Genomic DNA, 19,354 nt, shown 5'->3' with positions numbered 1-19,354 from the left:
TTTGGTCATCATTAACCGGAGCGACCGCCCGATGCCGTGGAGAATCGCCGTACGAACCCGGAGAAGCGCGGGGGCGAGGTATCTCTCGATCCTCACCCTGCTCGTTCTCGTCGCCGGGCAGGCGATCTGTCTGTCGCACGACCACTGCCCGGGCGATCCCCGATGCGCGTCGCACGAATCCGGGTTCCCCGACGGACACCGCGGAGACGATGATCGCCACGACGCCGCTGCCGGGTTCCACGGGGAACCGGCCGCCCACCTCGACGGGCACGGCGCGATAGACCGGCCGATCCCCCCGCGCCGATCGCTCGACCCCCCGCCGGCCGTGGCGCCGGCCCCGTCGACACCCCCGTTTGTTTCCGGCGCCCGGACGGGGCCCGTGCGCGGCGCCGACCGCGTGTCCTTCTCCCCCGTCGACCGGTACGGCTTCCTCTTCGCCGGCCGGAGCCCGACCTCCGCCTGAATTCCCGTTTCCGTTCACCGTCATCGATCGAACACCATTGACCCGGAAGAACCCGCCGCGAGTCCGTTCCCGCCCCGTGCGGGAAAGGCGGACAGGCGGGCGCCGGGCGACTGGAGAAGACATGCTCCGGAAGACGATTCTCTGCTGCTGTCTCATCGCCGCCGGTCCACGCTGCGCGGCGGCGGACGCCGACGTGCGCCTCCGTTTCGACGGGATCGGCGCGTACGCGCTCGATCACAGCCCCCACGCCCGCATCCTGCGGCGAAACGTCGACCTCGTCGAGGCGCGGCGCGACGCCTCCCTCACGTGGTCGAACCCCGAACTCTCGTGGGAACTCGAGAAGACCGGGACCGGCCCGCTCTCCGACCGGGAATACACCATCGCGCTCGCGAAGGAATTCACGTTGCCGTGGGCGGGAGCGCCCCACCGCGCCGCATGGGAACGCAGGCTCGAGGCGGCCCGCCGCGGGCGCTCCGCCGACACGCGTCGCCTCGTCTCGGAACTCCGGTTCGGCTTCGTCGCCCTCGCGATACGCGATGCGGAATCGGCCCGCCTCGAGCGATTCGAGACGCTGCTGGAGCGCGTGTCGCGCGTCGCCGGATCGCGGGAAAGCGAAGGTGCGCTGTCCGGCGTCGAACGCCGTCTCGTCGATCTGTCGCTCCTCGGCGTCCGCCGCTCGATCCTGGAGATCCGCGACGAGCGCCGAAGCCTCCTGGCCCGCTGGAAGACGGATATGGGGATCCCCGCGGGCGCCGAGGTGACGCTGGAAGCGGGGGAGTCCGTCTGGGGCGGTTTCCGGGAGGTGGATCTCTCAGGGGCGTCCGGCCTGGACGCCACCGCTGATTTCGCGCGGCGGCAGCTGCTCGTCGAGGCGGCCGGGATGGACGTGCGATCGGAACGAGGCGGGATCCTGCCCGCCGTCACCCTCTCGGGCGGATACCGGAACGCGGGGGACGACCGGGACGGATTCGTCGTCGGGCTCTCGGCGCCCCTCCCCTTCCTCGGCAGGAACACCGGCGCGGTGAACGAGCGGCGGGCCGCGTTCGAGACGGCCCGGCTGCGACTCGACCTCTACCGCGCCGGGCGCGATCGGCGCGTGGCCCTTCTCGTCGAGACTGCCGCGGGGAAGGCCGCGCTCCTCGACCGGCATGCCGGGATCGTCGAGGATATCGACGTCCAGATCGAGAATCTCGCCGCATCCTACATCGAGGGCTGGCTGTCCCTGGCCGGCTTCTTCGAGGGGATCGAGATATGCGCCGGCGGCGTCGCCGACTTTTTCGGGCTCCTCGGTGAATTCTACGAAATCGTCTTCGAACTCGAGGCGCTGACCGAGCGCGAGCTGGTGCGCTCCGTCTCGCCGGAACGCGAAGGGAAGGAACGATGAAGAAACCAATCGGCCTCTGCGCGCTCCTCGCCGCGATCCTGCTCGCGTCCTGCGGCGGTGAACGGCCCGCCGACTCCCCGGTTGCGCACGACGACCACGAAGGCGGCGTCTCGTCGACGATCTGGAGCGATTCGCTCGAGGTCTTCGTCGAATGCGGGAAACCGGCGCCGGACCGCGGAACGACCGTCTCCGTCCTCTTGACGCGACTCCCGGATTTCACGCCGCTCCGCGAGGGCGCGGTGACCGTCCGGTTCGCCGGAGAGTCGGGTTCCGTCGCGACGGCGAGCACGCCCGCGCCGGTTCGTGCGGGGATCTGGGAGGTTTCGCTGCCCGATCTCGGGCCGGGCGAGTACGACCTGGCCGTCGACATCGCCGTGCGCGGCCGCGTGGAACGCTTCGACGCTGGCCGCGTCCGGTTCGGCGGCGACGAGCGCCACGAAACAGAATCAGGCCCGGGCGACGCAGAGAAACCGGACATCGAGGAGGATCACGACGCCCACGGGGATAACCCGGCCCACGAGCCGGCCGGCGAACAGATCGTCTTTCTCAAGGAACAGCAGTGGAACGCCGGGTTCGGCGTCGAACCGGTCCGCCGCGTCGAGATGCAAACGACGATCCCCGCCGTCGCGGAGGTGACCCCCCGGATGAACGGATACGCCGAGATCGTCTCGCCGGTCGATGGGCTGCTCTCCGTCGCCCACAACCGCGGCATGGCGTCGCCCGGCATGCGCGTCGCCGAGGGGGATCCGGTCATGATCGTCTGCCCGCCCCCGGCCGGCGACGGGACGTGGGCCGGGATGCACCTCGGCTACCGGCGCGCGAAAGAGGAATTCGACCGCGCCGGGCGTCTCCGCGAACGCGACGCGATCGCGGCCCGCGACTACGAGGCGATCCGCGAGGCATGGCTCGTGAAAAAGGCCGGCTACGAATCGATCCTCCAGGGAGGGTTCGTCGTTCCCGTCGAGGCGGAGGGAACGAAAGAGATCCATCTCGTGATCAAGGCTCCGATCGGCGGCGTCGTCGCTTCCGTCGAAGTCCTGCCCGGCCAGGCCGTCTCGGCCGGCCGGAAACTCGCGACCGTCGTCGATCCCTCGTCGGTCCGGCTCCGGGTCGACCTCTTCGAGCGGGATTACTACCGCATCGACGAGCCGCGGGGGGCGACGATCGCCGTGCCGGGACTCGATCGAACGCTCCTCGTGGAGGGCGATGATTTCAGGCTCGTCAGCCGCGGCGACATCTTCGACGCGGCGAGCCGGACGATCCCCGTCGTCTTCGAGACGGCCAATCCCGGCGGAGTCCTCAAGATCGGCCAGATCGTCTGCATCGATATATTCACGGCGGCCGCCGCCTCGTCGATCGCCGTGCCCGAGGCGGCGATCATCGACGAGGATTACGGAACGTACGTCTTCGTGCAGACCGGCGGCGAAGTTTTCGAGAAACGGGCCGTCCAAACCGGCGCGCGATGGAACGGCCTCGTCGCCGTCTCCGGAAACGTCGAGGAAGGCGAACGCATCGTCGTGAAGGGCGCATACGGCGTCAAGCTCGCGGCGACGCAGGAAACTGTCGGGGACCCGCACGCCCATTGACGGGGCCCGTCACCAAAGAAAGAGACGACCGATGCTCGACCACCTCATGCAGCTGAGCCTGGACAACCGGGCCGTCGTACTGCTCGCCGCCGCGGTCCTTTTGGCCGTGGGCGTCCTGGTCGCCCTGGACATGCCGATCGACGTCTTTCCCGATCTCACCGCCCCGACGGTCACCGTGCTGACCGAGGCGCACGGGATGGCCCCGGAGGAGGTCGAGATGCTCGTCACGTTCCCGATCGAGACGGCCGTCAACGGCTCCTCGGGGGTCAGGCGCGTCCGGTCGACGTCGATGCAGGGCTTCTCCACCGTCCACGTGGAATTCGACTGGGGAACGGACATCTACAAGGCGCGCCAGATCGTCAACGAGAAGATCCAGACCGCGCTCGCCTCGTTGCCGGAGGAGGCCGGGCAACCGATCCTCGCCCCGGTCTCGTCGATCATGGGAGAGATCATGGCCGTCGGCCTCACCGCCGACACGACCTCGCTGATGGATCTCCGCACGCTCGCCGATTACACGATCCGCACGCGGCTGCTCGCCGTGCCCGGCGTATCGAGCGTCAAGGTGTACGGCGGCGAGGTGAAGCAGTACCAGGTCCTCGTCGATCCCGGACGACTCCGCACGCACGGAATCGGTCTCGGCGATCTCCTCGACGCGGCGGGCGGCGCGAACCTCAACGCAAGCGGCGGCTTCTTCGTCCACTCGGGACGCGAGTACATGATCAGGGGACTGGGACGCATCCGCGACGCGGGGGAGCTCGGGGAGACGGTCGTATCGGTGCGGGAACACGCGCCGATCCTGCTCCGGGATCTCGCTCGCATCGAGACGGGCGCGGCGACGCGCCTCGGCGAGGCCTCGATCAACCGCAAGGAGGGCGTCCTTTTCGTGATCGGCAAGCAACCCGACGCGAACACACTCGAATTGACCGGGCGCATCGACGCCGCCCTCGGCGAGATCGGCGCCGCCCTCCCGGAGGACGTCCGCCTGCACGCGGAGATCTTCCGGCAGTCGGATTTCATCCAGCGCGCGGTGAACAACGTCATGCGCGCCCTGCGCGACGGCGCGGTCCTCGTGGTGATCGTGCTCCTGGTCTTCCTCGCCAACGCCCGGACCACGGTGATCTCGGCCGTCGCGATCCCCCTCTCCCTCGTCATCGCCGTGCTGATTCTGAAGATGCTGGGCCAGTCGATCAATACGATGACGCTCGGCGGCATGGCGATCGCCATCGGCGTGCTCGTCGACGACGCCATCATCTACGTCGAGAACGTCTTCCGCCGGGTCAGGCAGAACGCCGGCCGCGAACCGGGCGAGCGCCGGCTTTTCTGCGAGGTGATCACGGCGGCGTCCGCGGAGATCAGGGCGCCGATCGTCAACGCCACCTTCATCATCATCGTCGTCTTCATTCCCCTCTTCTTCCTCGACGGCGTCGAGGGCCGGATGCTCAAGCCCCTCGGCATCGCCTACGTCGTCTCCGTCTTCGCCTCCCTCCTCGTGGCGGTCACCGTCTCCCCCGCGATGAGCGCGATCCTTTTGAAGAACGGCAAACGGCGCGAGGCGAAGGAGAGCCCCGTCGTTCGCGCGCTCGAGGCGGTTTACCGACCCGTCCTCGGGTGGAGCACCCGCCACGGGGGACCGATCATGACGGTCGCCTCCCTGCTCGTGATACTGACCGTCGTGATGTTCTCGATGCTCGGCCGCTCCTTTCTTCCCGAATTCAGCGAGGGGACGCTCAACATCAGCGTCGCCACGCTGCCCGGCACCTCTCTCGAGGAGTCCGGTCGCATCGGCGCGATGGCCGAACGCCTCCTCCTCGATCTCCCCTCCATCCGGTCGGTCGCGCGGAGAACGGGGCGCACCGAGCACGACGAACATTCGCTCGGCTCCCACGCGCACGAACTGGAGGTCGTCTACGACGAGACCTCGGAGAAAAACGCGCTCTTCGAGGAGATCCGGGATCGCCTGACCTTGCTTCCGGGCACGGTCTTCATCATCGGCCAGCCGATCGGCCACCGCATCGACCACATGCTCTCCGGCACGCGCGCGAACATCGCCGTGAAGATCTTCGGGCCCGACCTCTCCGCGCTGCGGTCGATCTCCTCGGCCGTGGAGAAGGTGATGGGCGGAATCGACGGCGTGACCGACCTGTCGGTGGACCAGCAGGTCGAGATCCCGCAGGTGCGCATCAGGCCAAACCGCCGCATGATGGCCGTCTACGGCCTGACGATGAGGGACATCGACCGGATCATCGACGTCGCCTTTCTCGGGGCGAAGGTGTCGGAGGTCTACGACGGGCAGAACCGGCACGCCCTCGTCGTCCGCTACGACGAGGCCTTCCGCGACGATCTCGAGGCGATCCGCTCGAGCCTCGTCGACACGCCGTCGGGCGCCGTGGTGCCGCTCGACATGGTCGCCGACATCCGCGTCGATCGGGGGCCGAACTACGTGAGTCGCGAGAACGTGCAGCGGAAGATCGTCGTCCAGGCGAACGCGGGGGGCCGCGACGTGGGAGGCGTCGTCGACGAGATCAAGACGGGCATCGCCGCCGCGATCGACCTGCCCGAGGGATACTTCATCCAGTACGGCGGCCGGTTCCAGAGCGCCGAATCGGCGTCGAGGATCATCGGGCTGCTCAGTCTCCTGTCGCTGCTTTTGATCGTCGTCGCCCTCTTCCTCGAATTCGGCAACGCCCGCGACACCCTGCTCGTTCTCGTCAACCTCCCCCTCGCCCTCATCGGGGGGGTCCTCGCCGTCTACCTGACGGGAGGGGTGCTCACCATCGCGGCCCTCGTCGGATTCATCACGCTGTTCGGCATCTCCGTGCGGAACGGGATCATGATGGTATCGCACTACAACCATCTCATGGCCGTCGAGGGGCTTTCCCGCCGCGATGCGGTCATGCGGGGATCGATCGAGCGTCTCAGCCCGATCCTCATGACCGCCCTCACCACCGGGCTCGCGCTCCTGCCGATGGCCCTCGCCGCGGGAGAGCCGGGAAACGAGATCCAGGCGCCCATGTCGATCGTCATCCTCGGCGGCCTCGTCACGGCCACCTTCCTCAACATGATCGTCATCCCGGTTTTGTTTTATCGGTACGGAACGGGGGGCTCGGCGGCGTGCGCGGCGTCGTAGACCGGGCGGGCGGCGGTCACCGCATCCCGGCGATCATCCGCCCGAGGGCCTCCCGGAGGGTCGCTTCATGCTTTCCGTCGAGGCCGGGGATCGCACTGCCGTCGCGGAGACAGGCGGTGAAGAAGGCGGGCGCGCCCGCATCGAGGAGCGCGCCGATCGCCCCGTTCCCCCCCGCCTCGGCGATCTGCTCGCTCAGTTGGTACCCGAGGGCGTAGAAGGGGCCGTTCGAGCGCAGCCCCGCGGCGAGGAGGGAATCGATGCCGGGATCGCCGCGCGCGTAGAGCTCGTCGATGACCAGCGCGAGCAGTTCGCCCCCCGCCCGCGCCTCGTCGGGCGAAAAAGGCGCGTCGCCCGAGCCCCCGACGTAGGTGGCCGTTCCCTCGAGGAAGACGCATGCGAGCGCCTCGTACAGCTTCCTGTCGCGATCGTCGGGAAACGGCCAGGCGACGAGGTCCTCGAACCGGCGCGGAGACTGGCCGAGACGGGAGTGGTGCACCGGACAGAGCCTGAGCTGCAGGCGATGGTAGATCTCGTGCGTGGCGGTGCGGCGGAGCGCCTCGTAGTCGTCCTTGAACTGGACGACGTTCGTGCCGAGCCCGGTGGACGTCGCCCAGCTTCTGACGCCGAAATTGACGCCGAAGCCGATTGTTTCGCTGAGTTCGATCCCCGCCGGCGCGAACTGCGCGATCCGCCCCATCACGTCGTCCGAGAACCCGGCCCGGTGCCGCTCGAGGCGTCCGAGGATATCACCGTAGACGCGGCTGTTCAGGGCGAGATCGGCCATGCAGAAGAGATTGCAGGGATTGATCCATTTCCAGATCATGTCGATCGGCTCGGCGCTCGCCGCGAGGAAAATGAAGCGCGCGAGATCCTCCTCGTCTGGCAGCGGCGGCGGCACGTAGCCGAGATCGCGGCGGTGCCGGAGCATCTCCCGCAGGACCGGGTGCCGGGCCGCCTTTCCGGCCTCGTCCGCCGTCGCCCCTCCCCGGTCGAAGAGGGCGAGCAGCGCGCGGATCGCCGCGGTGTCGATCGAGAGATCGAATCCCTCCGGCGCGCGGTTGAGATAGGGGATGACGAGTGAATCCCCCCGGAAAGCGAGCGGGTAGCCCGTCGATTTTTCGATGGCGCGGCGATTGCGATCCCGTATCTCGGCGAGAAAGAGCGCCGCCTCGACGAACGAGTCGAGATCCCCGATCGACGGGATGCTGTCGGGATCGACGGGAAAGGGGGGCAGGATCCCGTGGAAGGACCCGCCCCGCGCGTCCTGCTCTTCCTGGTACGCGGCGAGGCGGCGCAGGGCGTCGGCCCCGTCGAGCGCCGCGAGCTGTCCTAGAAGGAACCGCGCCTCGACGAGCGTGACGTCCTCGCGGAGGATGGCGAGATGCTTGCGGGCCCCGGCGCCGGCGAGGCTCGAATCGAGTTCCTCCCAGGTCCAGGCGCGCCCTGGATCGAAGAGGCCGGGGGCGTCGGCCGCCGGCGCCGGCCACCCCGGCGCCGCGAGCGAGACGAAAAGACAGATGGCCGCGATTCCCGACATGGATGCCTCCACGGACGCGATGATGGCACACCGCGCCCGCGCGAGGCAAGGATCGCGTGCCGGCCGCCGTCAGCGCTCGAGCATCTTCCGGACGGCCGCGGCGGCGGCCTTCACCAGCGGGTAGGCCGCGGGGGACGCGGTCAACAGCGGGTGCGTGCCGATCTGAGCGGTCATGATCGAGTTGAGCGTCGTGCGCCCCTGGATCAGGAACCCGATGATGTTGGTGATCTCGCCGGCGCTGACGCCCCCCATCACCTCGCCGCCGAGGAGCACGCCGGAGTCGCGCGAGGCGACGAGCTTGACCATCTGCGTGTGGGCGCCGGGCAACGAGCCGGGGTGCTTGTCCATCCCCTCGAAAACGCCGGTGACGATCTCGAATCCCGCTTCCCGCGCCTTGTCCTCGGTCAGGCCCGCGGCGCCGAATCCCGTGTCGCCGATGCCGGTGGAGAAGATCGATATCGTGCCGCTGAAGGTCTTGACCGACGAGAGCCCGTAGAGGTTCATGCCGGCCGTCCGCGCCTCGGCGCAGGCGGTGGAGGCGAGCATGACGGGGACGGGCTTCCTCGTGGTGAAATCCCGCTTCTCCGCGCAATCGCCGGCGGCGAAGACGTCGCGGTCGTCGGTGCGCATGTACTCGTCGACGCAGATGAAGCCCCCCTCGTTCACGCGGAGGCCTGCCTCGCGGGCGAGCGCGGTGTTCGGCCGATAGCCCACCGAGAGGACGACGGCGTCCGCCTCGAGGGTCTCGCCGTTCTCGAGCAGCACGCCGGTGACGGCTTTCTCGCCGAGGATCCGCGTCACGCCCGTGCCGGTGACGACGCGCACCCCGCGCTCGACGAGCAGCCGCTGGGCGCGGGAGGCGATCTCCTCGTCGAAGGCCAGGGCGAGGATGGTGGTCAGCTTCTCGACGAGCGTGATCTCCTTGCCCGTCTTGTTGAGCTCGTCGGAGAACTCGACGCCGATGAAACCGCCGCCGATGACGACGATCTTCCGGTGGCCGTTCAGCGTCTCCTGCGCCTTGTCGAGGTAGACCTTGTTCTTCGGAACGGTGAAGACGTTCTCGAGGCCGGCTCCCTCGAGCCATCCGGGCACCGACGGGGTCGAGCCGGTCGCGATGACGAGCTTGTCGTACCCGATCTTCGTGCCGCCCTCGATCGTGACCGTCTTCTCTTCGCGGTCGATCGAGAGGACCTCGCCGACGATCTGCTCGATGCCCGCGCTGTCGAACGCCTTGTCGGCGGGCATGATGTTCTTCTCGGTGCTCCCCACGGTCCCGAAGACGTACGGAATACCGCAGGGAACGAGCACCTTGCCGTCCTTGCGGACGACGAGGACGCTCCGATCGGGATGGATCGATTTCGCCGTCGTCGCGGCGACGAGCCCCGCCGCGCTGCCGCCGATCACCAGGATGTCCTTCTTCTCCATGTCCGGTCTCCCTTCCGCTCCGCATCCACGGACCGCGAACGATGTCACATAGCAGAATCTGCAAACGGTGTACGATGCGGAATGCCGGAGGCCAAGTCAAGCATCCGCGGCGTATTTCCGTAAAATTTTCCGGTAAATAGGGGATTCCCCCTGCGCGAGCGGGAGTTACGGGACGCGAGTGCGGGCCGGCGGGGCCCTGCGCGAGCGGGCCGACACGGACGACCGGACGGAAACGGCCGCGGAAAGGCGGGCGTTCCGCGGCCGTCGTCATCCGTCATGATCCGATCCCGTCAGAAGGCGAAGCCGACGTTGATGAGGCGGATCGTCGGCAGCACCACGTCGGAGGCGTCGAGATCGCCGCCGAAGAGCCGCATGGCGCCGGCGCCGATGCTCACGTACATCCGTTCGTCCTTCCCGAGAAGCCAGCTGTAGCCGATGTCGATCCCGGCGCCCATGACCCCCTCGGAATCGTCCTCGCCGACGAGCTCCAGTTCCTGGTCGGTCACGCTGTAATACCCGGCGCACAGGCCGAAGAAGAACCCCTTGAAGGCCGCAGTGGGATAGTACCGGACGAAGGCCGTGCCGTTCGTGTAGGTTTCCTGGTCGCCGTCGTCCTCGTCGCCGAAGGCGAGGTAGGTGCCAGACAGGCCGGCGGTCATCGTTGGGGCGAGGGCGAATTCGACCTCGCCGGTGAACCAGGTGAACATCGCGAGGATGGGGTTGATCGAGATCGCGACCTTTCGTTCGGTCCCTTCCTCGCTCATCGCCGCCGCCGGCGCGAGACAGGCGAGCAGGGCGGCAAGGCAGATCGCGGGCAGGATGCGTCTCATCGTCATGCGGGCTCCTTTTCTGTCGGATCGATCGCGGTGATATCCCACTGTCGGAACTGCGTCGCATCAGTATGCGCATCAATCGCACGGCATCGTCAAGCGGATATTCCATCGGCGGCCCCGGCCCCGGGCGCACGAAAACAGAGGGTGAATAATCCTCTTCTCCCGCGGTATAGTGAACGAATCGATGTTTCATTTACACTGGGGAGGGAAGATTGATGAACGCAGGCAGGATCGTCTTCGAATTCGTCGTCACCTTCGCGATCGCCTTCGTCGCCTCGGCGATCGTCTCCGCCGCTTGGGCCGCCGTCGCGCACGGATCCCCGGCAGTCGACTGGGAGACCGCGGCGCGCTTCGGCCTGATCTTCGGCATCGTCTCACCGTGGGTCATCTCCCGCGGCGCGAAACGCTGACCCGGCCTTCCGGCGGCAAAGAACGCTCCGCCGCCGGGGCCCGTCCGGCTCCGGCGGCTCTCCCCCGGTTTTTTTCTGTCGCTGGACCGGGAGGACGTTGTACGCTGCGGCATGACGCTCGCGGCCGTGCCGGTCGGACTCGCCGGCAAACCCTGACCGCCGCCGGCGGGCACCCAGCCGGAAATACAGTCGCCAGGAGGCCCGATGATCGAACCGTCGGCCGCCGGATCGCCCCTCCCGCCCGCGGAGCGGATCGCCGAGATCGACGCGCTGCGCGGCTTCGCCGTGCTCGGCATCCTCGTGATGAACGTCCAGTCCTTCTCCATGCCGGCGATGGCGTACATGAACCCCGCCCTCTTCGGCGATCTCTCCGGCGTCGACCGCGTCCTCTGGTTGCTGAGCCATCTCCTGGCCGACAAGAAGTTCATGACGATCTTCGCGCTCCTCTTCGGGGCGGGAATCGTCCTTTTGACCGAACGCATCGAACGGCGCGGCGGCAGCGCGCGCGGCGTCCACTACCGGAGGACCTTCTGGCTCATCGTCATCGGCCTCGTCCACGCCTACGGGCTCTGGCACGGCGACATCCTCGTCACCTACGGCATCTGCGCCCTCGTCGCCTACCCCTTCCGGCGCGTCCGCCCCGGCCGGCTTCTCGCGGCGGGGCTGTCGATCTTCGCCGTCGCGTCGATATTCTATCTTTTCGTCGGGCTCAGCATGCCCTGGTGGGAACCGGCGAAGATCGAGGGCCTCATGGAGACCTGGCGGCCGCCGGCCGGGCGGATCGCCGGGGAGATCGCCGCGTATCGCGGCGGCTGGCTCGACCAGATGCCGCACCGGGCCGGTCTCTCGTTCTTCATGGAGACCTTTCTCCTGGTCGTCCAGACCGGCTGGCGGACCCTCGGACTGATGCTGACCGGGATGGCCCTCTTCAAGTGGGGCATCCTCTCCGGCCGCCGATCGGCCCGCTTCTACCGGTGGATGGTCGCGCTCGGCCTCCTCGTCGGCCTCCCGGTCGTCGGCTGGGGAGCCATGCGCAACTTCGCCGCCGGCTGGTCGCTCGAGTACTCGATGTTCATCGGCGTCCAGTACAACTACTGGTTCAGCCTTCTCGTCTCGGGGGGATGGATCGGCGCGGTGATGCTCGCGTGCCGTGCAAACGCCATGAAGCGCCCGACACGCACGCTCGCCGCCGTCGGGCGGATGGCCCTCACCAACTATCTCCTGCAGACGGTCATCTGCACCACCCTCTTCTACGGACACGGCTTCAAACTTTTCGGCCGCCTCGGACGCGCCTGGCACCCGCTCGTCATCCTTTTCGTCTGGATCGTCGAACTCGCCTGGTCGCCCTGGTGGCTTGCACGGTTCCGCTTCGGGCCGGTCGAATGGCTCTGGCGGAGCCTCACCTATCGCGCGCGGCAACCGATGCGGCGCTGACGGCGGGAAAGGCGGCAACAGCATGACGACCGTCACGCGTTCCACGATCGCGGGGATCCTCCTCGGCATCGCCGTTCTGGTTGCCGCGGGCTGCGGCGAGTTGTACGAGCCGACCGTCGTCGCCGTCGATCCCGGTATCGACACGGCCCTCGCCGCCGCGGCAGCCTCGGCGATCGACACGGCGGCCACCCTGGCGAGCGTCCGCCGCGCGGGGGCGATCCGCACGATCGTCGTCTACGGCGACTACCGTGCGGCGCTCCGCGAACGCCACCGGCGCACCATCGACCAGATCGACCGCCAGGAGGCGATGCGGCGGCGCATCGGGTGCAGCATCTTCTCCTGGTTCGGCTCCCCGGGCCGGCCCATCGTGGGGCGCAACTTCGACCACGACGAGTCCGGCGTCCTCGTGGGCTTCTGTTTCCCGCCCGGCGGGTACGCATCGGTCGCCGTCAGCCCGATGTTCGCGCTCGGGTTCGCCGGGCCGGTCCGGTTCGACGACGAGTCTCCCCTCCACCGGGAGATCCTGCTCGCCGCCCCCTTCTTTCCCATCGACGGGATGAACGAGCGCGGCCTGCTCGTCACCGTCGCCTCCTACGGCCGCCAGTCGTACGGTCTCGATCCCGGCAGGCCGAGGGGCCACATGCTCTTCGTGATGCGCGAGATGCTCGACAAGGCCGGCGACCTCGACGAGGCGATCGCGATCGCCCGGTCGTACGACATCGTCGACAACGGCTCGAACGTGATCTCGCACCATCTCTTTCTCGCCGACCCGTCGGGCCGCTCGGCGGTTGTGGAGTATTCCGGGGGAAAGATGCAAATCATCGAAAACGACGGCCCGTGGCAGGTGGCGACGAACTCCCGGCTCTTCGAGCGGCCCGAGCGGACGCGCCGGGCGAGCTGCTCGCGCTACCGGACCCTCGCCGGCATCCTCGCGGACGCCGACTCCTCCTTCGGATGGCTCGACGGGATGGCGGCCCTGCGGCGCGTCTCGCAGGAACGGGTGTCGCACGTGGAAGGGGGACGGCGCCTCCTCGTGAGCACGCGGTGGTCCTCGGTCTACGACCTCGAGGCGCGGACGCTGCGCATCGCCGTCGACCGCGACTGGGACACCGTCTACGAGCTGCGCCTGCCGGCGCGACGATGACGTCCGTCGGCCGCGTTCCGCGAGAGACTTGCGATTCCGGTCGGCCGCCTCCCCGAAGACGGCTCGGCCCCGCTCACTTCTCCCCGATGACGAAGATCCTCCCCGAGAGGAAATCGCTCACGACGAGGCGGCCGCCAACGTCGACGGCGTGCCGCGTGATCGCGGGGAGGGCGTCGGCGAACTGCCCCCGGAGGTAGAAGGAGACGTTCGCCGAATCGAAGGCCGTGTCCCCGTACGGGTATCGCTCGCGCCACAGCGTGGAGAAGGTCCCTCTCGCGAGATCGTATTCGGCGATGACGAGTTCGCCTGGAGAGTGCACGGTGACGACCAGCGTGCCCCGCCACGCGAAGAGGTTGTCGGGGAGCCCGTCGAAGGGGATCGAAATCGCCTTCCCCGGCGGCTCGATCCGCTCGAGGGTGCGCCCCCGGTGGGTGATCGCCCACACCTGCTCCAAGCAGCGGCAGAGGCGAAGCGGCCGGGCCGCCGTGGCGACCGACGAGACGGCGAGCGTTGTCTTGTTTACGACGTCGATCCGGTCGTCGTCGAAGGCGGTTACGTAGATCCGAAGGTCGTCCACGGCGAGGTCCGTCGCCGTTCGGCCGAGCTCCACCCGGCCGACGGCCGCCCGCGTCGCCGGGTCGACGACGACGAGGACACCCGGATCGCCGTCGCGCTCCCCCGCACGGACGCGGTAGAGCCGCTTCGCCGCCGGGTCGTACCGGAGAATGCGCTGGGTGTTCTCGCGGTCGACCGTGTCGGGGAGAACGACCCGCCGGGCCGGCTCGAAGAGCCGCACCCCGTCGGGGAGCGTGCCGAGGAAGGCCGCCTCGCGCCCCCAGTTGTTCTGCGTGAAGAAGAGCTCCTCTCCCACGAGTGCCGCCTCGAGCGCCTGGCGCGGGATGCGCCGGTCGTAGAAGGAGAGGTCCTCGTCGCGTATCGTGAGGATCCCGTCTCTCGCGTCCCAGATGTAGACGTTCGGCCAGTAGGACTGGTGGGGGCCGTAGGAGAGGTAGACGTCGTCGCCGGGCGCGGCGACGGCGCGGACGGGGTAGTCGACGGGAAGCCGCCGCATGACGGCGGGCCGTCCCGGGCGCCACTCGAGCATCTCGTCCTCGGCGCCGAAGACGAGGACGCTCCTCCTGGCGGGCACCATTCGGAGATCGACCGGAGCGTGGCCGGTGTGGATCTTTTCGATGTCGCCCGTGGCCGGGTCGAAGACGCTCACCGCCGAACCGAAGGTGCCGTTGACCGCCGAGGCCCCCTTCGGGAAGTACAGGCGCCCCGAGGCCGGGTCGATCGCCATCGAGAACATGTGGGGGATGATCCCGAGCCCCGTGTGGCGCCTGACGAGCCGGCGGGCGGCGAGGTCGACGACGTCGATCTCGCCGTGCGCCCAGCTCGCCACGTAGAGGGTGTCGCCGGTGGCGTCGATCGCCGTGGCGTCGTTGCCGTAGGCGGGGATGGCGATCTCGAAGACGTCGCCTCCCGAACGGACGTCGACGACGTGCACCGTGGCGGCGTTGTCGTAGGGGATGCAGATCTCGCCCCGCGCGGGATTGTAGACGATCCCCACTCCCTCGGTGAGGCCGGGAAGGGCGACGACGAGATCGTCGTCGCCGGCGAGATCGATCCGGCCCGCCTCGACGACCCGGCGGCGAGCCGTCTCCACGACGACGTAGATCGCCTCGTCGTCCGCGCCGGCGAGATGCCACCTGGCCTTGGCGGCGAGGGGAAGGTCGCGCCGCTTCCTCAATTTCCCCGTGGCGCCGTCGAAGAGGGCGAGGGTGGAGGTGAAGCCGTCGATCGCCGCGATCCGGCCCGATGCCGGGTACGCGACGACCTTGCGGATCGGCGGCGGCGGGGTCTGGTTGAGGTTGACGAGGGGCTCCTCGCGGTCGGTCCAGGGGAGGAGCTCGAGTTCGCCGCCCGGCCGCCACATCCCGAGCTTGCTCGACTCGCGGCCGGCGACGAATACGTTCCCCGTCTTCTCGTCGACGGCGATCGACTCGAACTGCGCGGGGGTCTCCACGCGGACCGCCGTTTCCTCCTCCGGCGAGACGACGTAGAAGCAACGCGGCCCGATGAGGCAGATCTCCCCCGTCAGGCGCCGGATCGCGAGCGCCTCGTCCTTGAGATGCTGGAGGGCGCGCCCCCCGATCGGGATGTTCGTCACCGCCCCGGTCGCGCAGTCGATGAACGTCATGGACGAACTGTTCGCGTTCGCCGCGACGAGCCGGCCGCGATCAGCGTCCATCCGGACGAGGACCGGACCGGCCGCGTTGACGTCGAAGCCTTCCGCGGCGAGCATGTCGATCCTCGTGACCTCGATCTCCGCCGCCGCCGGCGCGGCGGCGAGCACGAGACACAGCAGGGCGGCCCATCTCCTCATCGGTCCTCCTTCGATACCGGCCGGGCCCCCGCGGGCACGGCCGTCACTTTTGTCTCCCCCTCGCGGTTCCGTATTGTATAGTGAACGGGCGCGATCCGACAACACGCGAGGCGGGGACGGCCGGCATGATCAAACGATTCTCCCTCTACGGGTTCCTCAAGAACCAGCGCTACTTCGAGCCCTTCATCGTGCTCTATTTCCTCGAGCTGGGATTGTCCTTCACCGAGATCGGCCTCCTCGTCGCCTTCCGCGAGATCTGCATCAACCTCATCGAGGTGCCGAGCGGGGCGCTCGCCGACATCTGGGGACGGCGCCGCTGCATGGTCGTCTCCTTCGCCGCCTACATTTTCTCCTTCGCCCTTTTCGCCGCGGCCCGCTCCTTCGCCGGGCTCTTCCCGCCCCTCTTCCTCTTCGCCGCCGGGGAAGCCTTCCGCACGGGGACGCACAAGGCGATCATCTTCACCTGGCTGCGGCTCGAGGGGCGCACGCCCGAGAAGGCCCGCGTCTACGGCTACACCCGCTCGTGGTCGAAGATCGGCTCGGCCGTCTCGATCGTTTTCGCGACCCTCTTCGTCTTTTTCGCGCGGGATTACCGGATCGTCTTCCTGTTGTCGATCCCCCCGTACGCCGTGGGGATCGTCAACTTCCTCCTCTACCCCGCCGCCCTCGACGGCCGCGCCGCATCGGCGCCGGCGCCGGGCGACGTGTGGCGCCACCTCGCCCGGACGATCCACCGGACGGCGGCCGAGAAGCCGCTCCGCCGGCTCGTGGCCGAGTCGATGGGCTTCGAGGGGATCTTCCGCGCGGTCAAGGACTTTATCCAGCCCCTCATCGCCAGCGCCGCACTGGCCCTGCCCCTCGCGGCAGGCCTCGACGACACCCGCCGGACGGCGCTTCTCGTGGGCCTGGTCTACGTGGTCCTCCATCTCGGCTCCGCCGCGGCGAGCAGGCGCGCGCACGTCATGGCCGAACGGGCCGGCGGCGAGGAACGCGCCTCGCGTCTCCTGTGGCGGAACGCCCTCGTCCTCTACGCGGCCCTCGCCGCCTTCCTGTACGCCGGCGTGACCGCCGCGGCCGTCGTCCTCTTCGTATTCCTGCACCTTCTCCAGAACGTCTGGCGGCCCCTGCTCGTCAGCCGCTTCGACGCGTTCGCCGACGAGCGGTCGGGGGCGACCGTCCTCTCCATCGAGAACCAGGCGAAGACGATCTCGACGATGCTCGTCGCCCCGGCGGTCGGCCTGGCGGTCGACCTCGTCCGGCGGCGCGGGATCGGGGGCGAATTCTGGCCGGTGGGGATCGCCGGCGCGGTCGTCGCCCTCTTTTTCGTGTGGACCGGCGCCCGCCGGGGCAGTTTGAACTGAAGACCGACATCACCGCGCGAGGGGCCGGGCACCGCGCATGTCCTGTTCCGCCAAACCGTTGCAACCTTCGTGGAATAATTGCCAATCGAGAACATTTTTTATTGACGTGCGCCGGGTCGTCTTTTTATACTGTGAATTGTTCACGGCATCAACCGTCGCCGTGGACGGCCATCGATCCCGCCCGTCGCGCCGGAAGTTCCGCCGCCGGGACCGGGACACCAGACAGGGGGAAGAGAACGATGAAACGGATCCTGGCGACGATCGCGGTCCTCGTCGCGGCGGCGCTCCTCGTCCCGGGAGGCGCGTCGGCGACGAACGGCATGAACCTCGAGGGATACGGGCCGATCGCGGCCGCCATGGGCGGCGCCTCGCTCGCCTTCGACAACGGCACGGCGGCCATGATGAACAACCCGGCCACGATGGCCCTCTTTCCCACGGGGCTGCGTTTCGACCTCGCCCTCGGCAGCCTCGGCCCCGACGTCGACGCGATCGTGACGACGCCGATGGGCGCCCTCACCGCGGAGTCCGACGCCACCGCCTTCTACATGCCCGCATTCGGGATGATGTACCGTCGCGACGCGTGGGGCGTCGGGCTGGGCGTCTTCAGCCAGGGCGGCATGGGCACCGAGTACGGGGCCGGCACGTGGCTCGCCGACCCGAGCATGGGCGCCAACACGGCGCTCGACGGCGGGCTGGTCAACCGCTCCGAGCTCAGCGTCGGCCGGGTCATCGTCCCCGGCGTCTACGCGGTGAACGAACAGCTGAGTCTCGGCGCGTCGCTCGAGTTCGTCTGGGCCGGCCTCGACCTCCGGATGGCCCTGAGCGAGGCGCAGTTCCAGGATCTCGCCAATCCGATGGCGCAGAACATCGGCACCGCCTCGGGCACCCTCCTCGGCGCCTTCGGCTCGCTCTACGAGCCCTTCGGCGGCACGGGGATCAGCCGTGTCCACCACGCGTACTTCGACTTCTCGAACGACAGCGACCTCTACGGCCAGGCCCGCGGCGTCGGCGTCGCCGGCAAGATCGGTTTCGTCTTCGAGGTGAACGAGAAGGTGTCGATCGGCGCGACCTACCACAGCCCGACGGCCCTCGGCGACCTCGAGACCGACGAGGCGACGCTCTCGATGGCGGTCAACATCGACCCCGGCGTCCTCCAGGGCCTCCCGACGGGCGAATACGTCGACATGGAGATCCCGGTGAGCGGATCGATCTCCGTCAATGATTTCCAGTGGCCGGCCGTCTACGGGATCGGCGCGGCCGTCCGGCCGAACGACCGGCTCCTCGTCGCGGCCGACCTGCGCTACATCGACTGGTCCGGGGTGATGGAAAACTTCTCGATGACCTTCACCGCCGACGACACCCCCGCCAACGGCGCCTTCGCCGGGCTGGCGATGGACGCGGTCCTCTTCCAGAAGTGGGAAGACCAGGCGGTCGTCTCTCTCGGCGGCGCCGTCAAGGCCACCGACGCCCTCACCATCCGCGCGGGATTCAACTACGGCTCGAATCCCGTCCCCGACGACTACCTGAACGCCCTCTTCCCCGCCATCGTCGAGAGCCATCTCGCCGTCGGCGGGGGCTGGGACTTCGCTGAGCGCGGCGAGGTGAACGTCTCCTTCGTCACCGCCTTCGAGAGCGACGCGACCAACCCCGGCAACGGATCGACGATCCCGCCGGTCGAGTCCACGCATTCGCAGTTCAACTGGATGGTCATGTACAGCTATGGATTCTAGCATCGAACGTCCGGCCGGGGAAACGCACGCCCCTGCCGGGCACGACATCGCGGCGGAGCGGCGGCGGCGGATCGAACGGCTGGGAGAGCTGATCTTCCATCTCCGCCAGAAGTGCGCCCTCAAGGACATGCATCTCGTCCGCGAGCACGGCATCTCGACCGCGGAGTACAACTGCCTCATCCAGTTCTTCGACCGCTCGACCGCGGGGATGAAGGAGCTCGGCGAGCGGCTCGAGATCACGCCGGGCGGCGTGACGCGGATCGTCTCGTCCCTCGAGCGCAAGGGGATACTCGAACGCCGCATCTCGCCGGAGGACCGGCGCGGGATCGACGTCGTGCTGACGAGCGAGGGCGCCAGGATCGTCGGCGACATCCACCGGGCGACGCAGGAGCTGCACGCCGAGATCCTCGCCGGCATCAGCGACGACCGGCAGCAGGACATGATCGGGGCGATCGAGCTGCTCTCGCGCGCGATCGGACGATGGCTCGAGTCGCGCGCGGACGACGGCCGATAAACCAGGTGACGGGCCCG

14 protein-coding genes are annotated in these 19,354 nt (G+C 68.5%); 10 read left to right on the top strand and 4 right to left on the bottom strand.

The window, feature by feature from the left end; translation table 11 throughout:
- Positions 1-31 precede the first annotated feature (31 nt).
- The 4 genes from JW876_06500 to JW876_06485 all read left to right on the top strand — a co-directional run bounded on the left by JW876_06500 (position 32) and on the right by JW876_06485 (position 6,560).
- A complete protein-coding gene (locus JW876_06500; protein ID MBN1885157.1) occupies positions 32-463 on the top strand; it encodes a hypothetical protein in 432 nt (143 codons plus the stop codon).
- A gap of 121 nt (positions 464-584) precedes the next feature.
- Entirely contained in the window at positions 585-1,847 is a 1,263-nt protein-coding gene (locus JW876_06495; protein MBN1885156.1) for a TolC family protein, read from the top strand.
- Positions 1,844-3,433, top strand: coding sequence for an efflux RND transporter periplasmic adaptor subunit (locus tag JW876_06490; protein MBN1885155.1), 1,590 nt, complete (start codon positions 1,844-1,846; stop codon positions 3,431-3,433). The genes JW876_06495 and JW876_06490 overlap by 4 nt, the downstream gene beginning before the upstream one ends.
- Before the next feature lie 31 nt (positions 3,434-3,464).
- Complete coding sequence (locus tag JW876_06485; GenBank protein ID MBN1885154.1) at positions 3,465-6,560, top strand: efflux RND transporter permease subunit; 3,096 nt, start codon at positions 3,465-3,467, stop codon at positions 6,558-6,560.
- Positions 6,561-6,576: 16 nt separating this feature from the next.
- Here JW876_06485 and JW876_06480 read toward each other — a convergent pair whose 3' ends face one another.
- The 3 genes from JW876_06480 to JW876_06470 form a co-directional block, all read right to left on the bottom strand.
- A complete protein-coding gene (locus JW876_06480) occupies positions 6,577-8,097 on the bottom strand; it encodes a hypothetical protein (protein ID MBN1885153.1) in 1,521 nt (506 codons plus the stop codon).
- A 69-nt stretch (positions 8,098-8,166) separates the two neighbouring features.
- Positions 8,167-9,522 (bottom strand): FAD-dependent oxidoreductase, encoded by a 1,356-nt coding sequence (locus JW876_06475; protein ID MBN1885152.1) that lies wholly within the window; start codon positions 9,520-9,522, stop codon positions 8,167-8,169.
- Between the two features lie 290 nt (positions 9,523-9,812).
- Positions 9,813-10,358, bottom strand: a complete 546-nt coding sequence (locus JW876_06470; protein MBN1885151.1) for a DUF3575 domain-containing protein — start codon at positions 10,356-10,358, stop codon at positions 9,813-9,815.
- A gap of 212 nt (positions 10,359-10,570) precedes the next feature.
- On the opposite strand from JW876_06470, the gene JW876_06465 reads away from it, so the two are divergent.
- The 3 genes from JW876_06465 to JW876_06455 all read left to right on the top strand — a co-directional run bounded on the left by JW876_06465 (position 10,571) and on the right by JW876_06455 (position 13,343).
- Positions 10,571-10,765, top strand: a complete 195-nt coding sequence (locus JW876_06465) for a hypothetical protein (GenBank protein ID MBN1885150.1) — start codon at positions 10,571-10,573, stop codon at positions 10,763-10,765.
- 204 nt (positions 10,766-10,969) lie between these two features.
- Positions 10,970-12,199, top strand: a complete 1,230-nt coding sequence (locus JW876_06460) for a DUF418 domain-containing protein (GenBank protein ID MBN1885149.1) — start codon at positions 10,970-10,972, stop codon at positions 12,197-12,199.
- A gap of 22 nt (positions 12,200-12,221) precedes the next feature.
- Complete coding sequence (locus JW876_06455; protein MBN1885148.1) at positions 12,222-13,343, top strand: linear amide C-N hydrolase; 1,122 nt, start codon at positions 12,222-12,224, stop codon at positions 13,341-13,343.
- A 73-nt stretch (positions 13,344-13,416) separates the two neighbouring features.
- Here JW876_06455 and JW876_06450 read toward each other — a convergent pair whose 3' ends face one another.
- Positions 13,417-15,732 (bottom strand): hypothetical protein, encoded by a 2,316-nt coding sequence (locus JW876_06450; GenBank protein ID MBN1885147.1) that lies wholly within the window; start codon positions 15,730-15,732, stop codon positions 13,417-13,419.
- Between the two features lie 125 nt (positions 15,733-15,857).
- On the opposite strand from JW876_06450, the gene JW876_06445 reads away from it, so the two are divergent.
- The 3 genes from JW876_06445 to JW876_06435 all read left to right on the top strand — a co-directional run bounded on the left by JW876_06445 (position 15,858) and on the right by JW876_06435 (position 19,337).
- Positions 15,858-17,093 (top strand): MFS transporter, encoded by a 1,236-nt coding sequence (locus JW876_06445; protein MBN1885146.1) that lies wholly within the window; start codon positions 15,858-15,860, stop codon positions 17,091-17,093.
- Positions 17,094-17,332: 239 nt separating this feature from the next.
- Positions 17,333-18,823: an outer membrane protein transport protein gene (locus JW876_06440; GenBank protein MBN1885145.1), complete on the top strand. Its 1,491-nt coding sequence runs from the start codon at positions 17,333-17,335 to the stop codon at positions 18,821-18,823.
- On the top strand, positions 18,813-19,337 hold the full coding sequence (locus tag JW876_06435) for a MarR family transcriptional regulator (protein ID MBN1885144.1): 525 nt from the start codon (positions 18,813-18,815) through the stop codon (positions 19,335-19,337). Before JW876_06440 ends, JW876_06435 begins: the two co-directional genes overlap by 11 nt.
- The last annotated feature ends 17 nt before the right edge of the window (positions 19,338-19,354 follow it).

It is taken from the genome of Candidatus Krumholzibacteriota bacterium, from assembly GCA_016931295.1.
Lineage (GTDB): Bacteria > Krumholzibacteriota > Krumholzibacteriia > Krumholzibacteriales > Krumholzibacteriaceae > JAFGEZ01.
The sequence above is the reverse complement of the archived record's forward strand: the minus strand, read 5'-3'. Positions and strand labels throughout refer to the sequence as shown.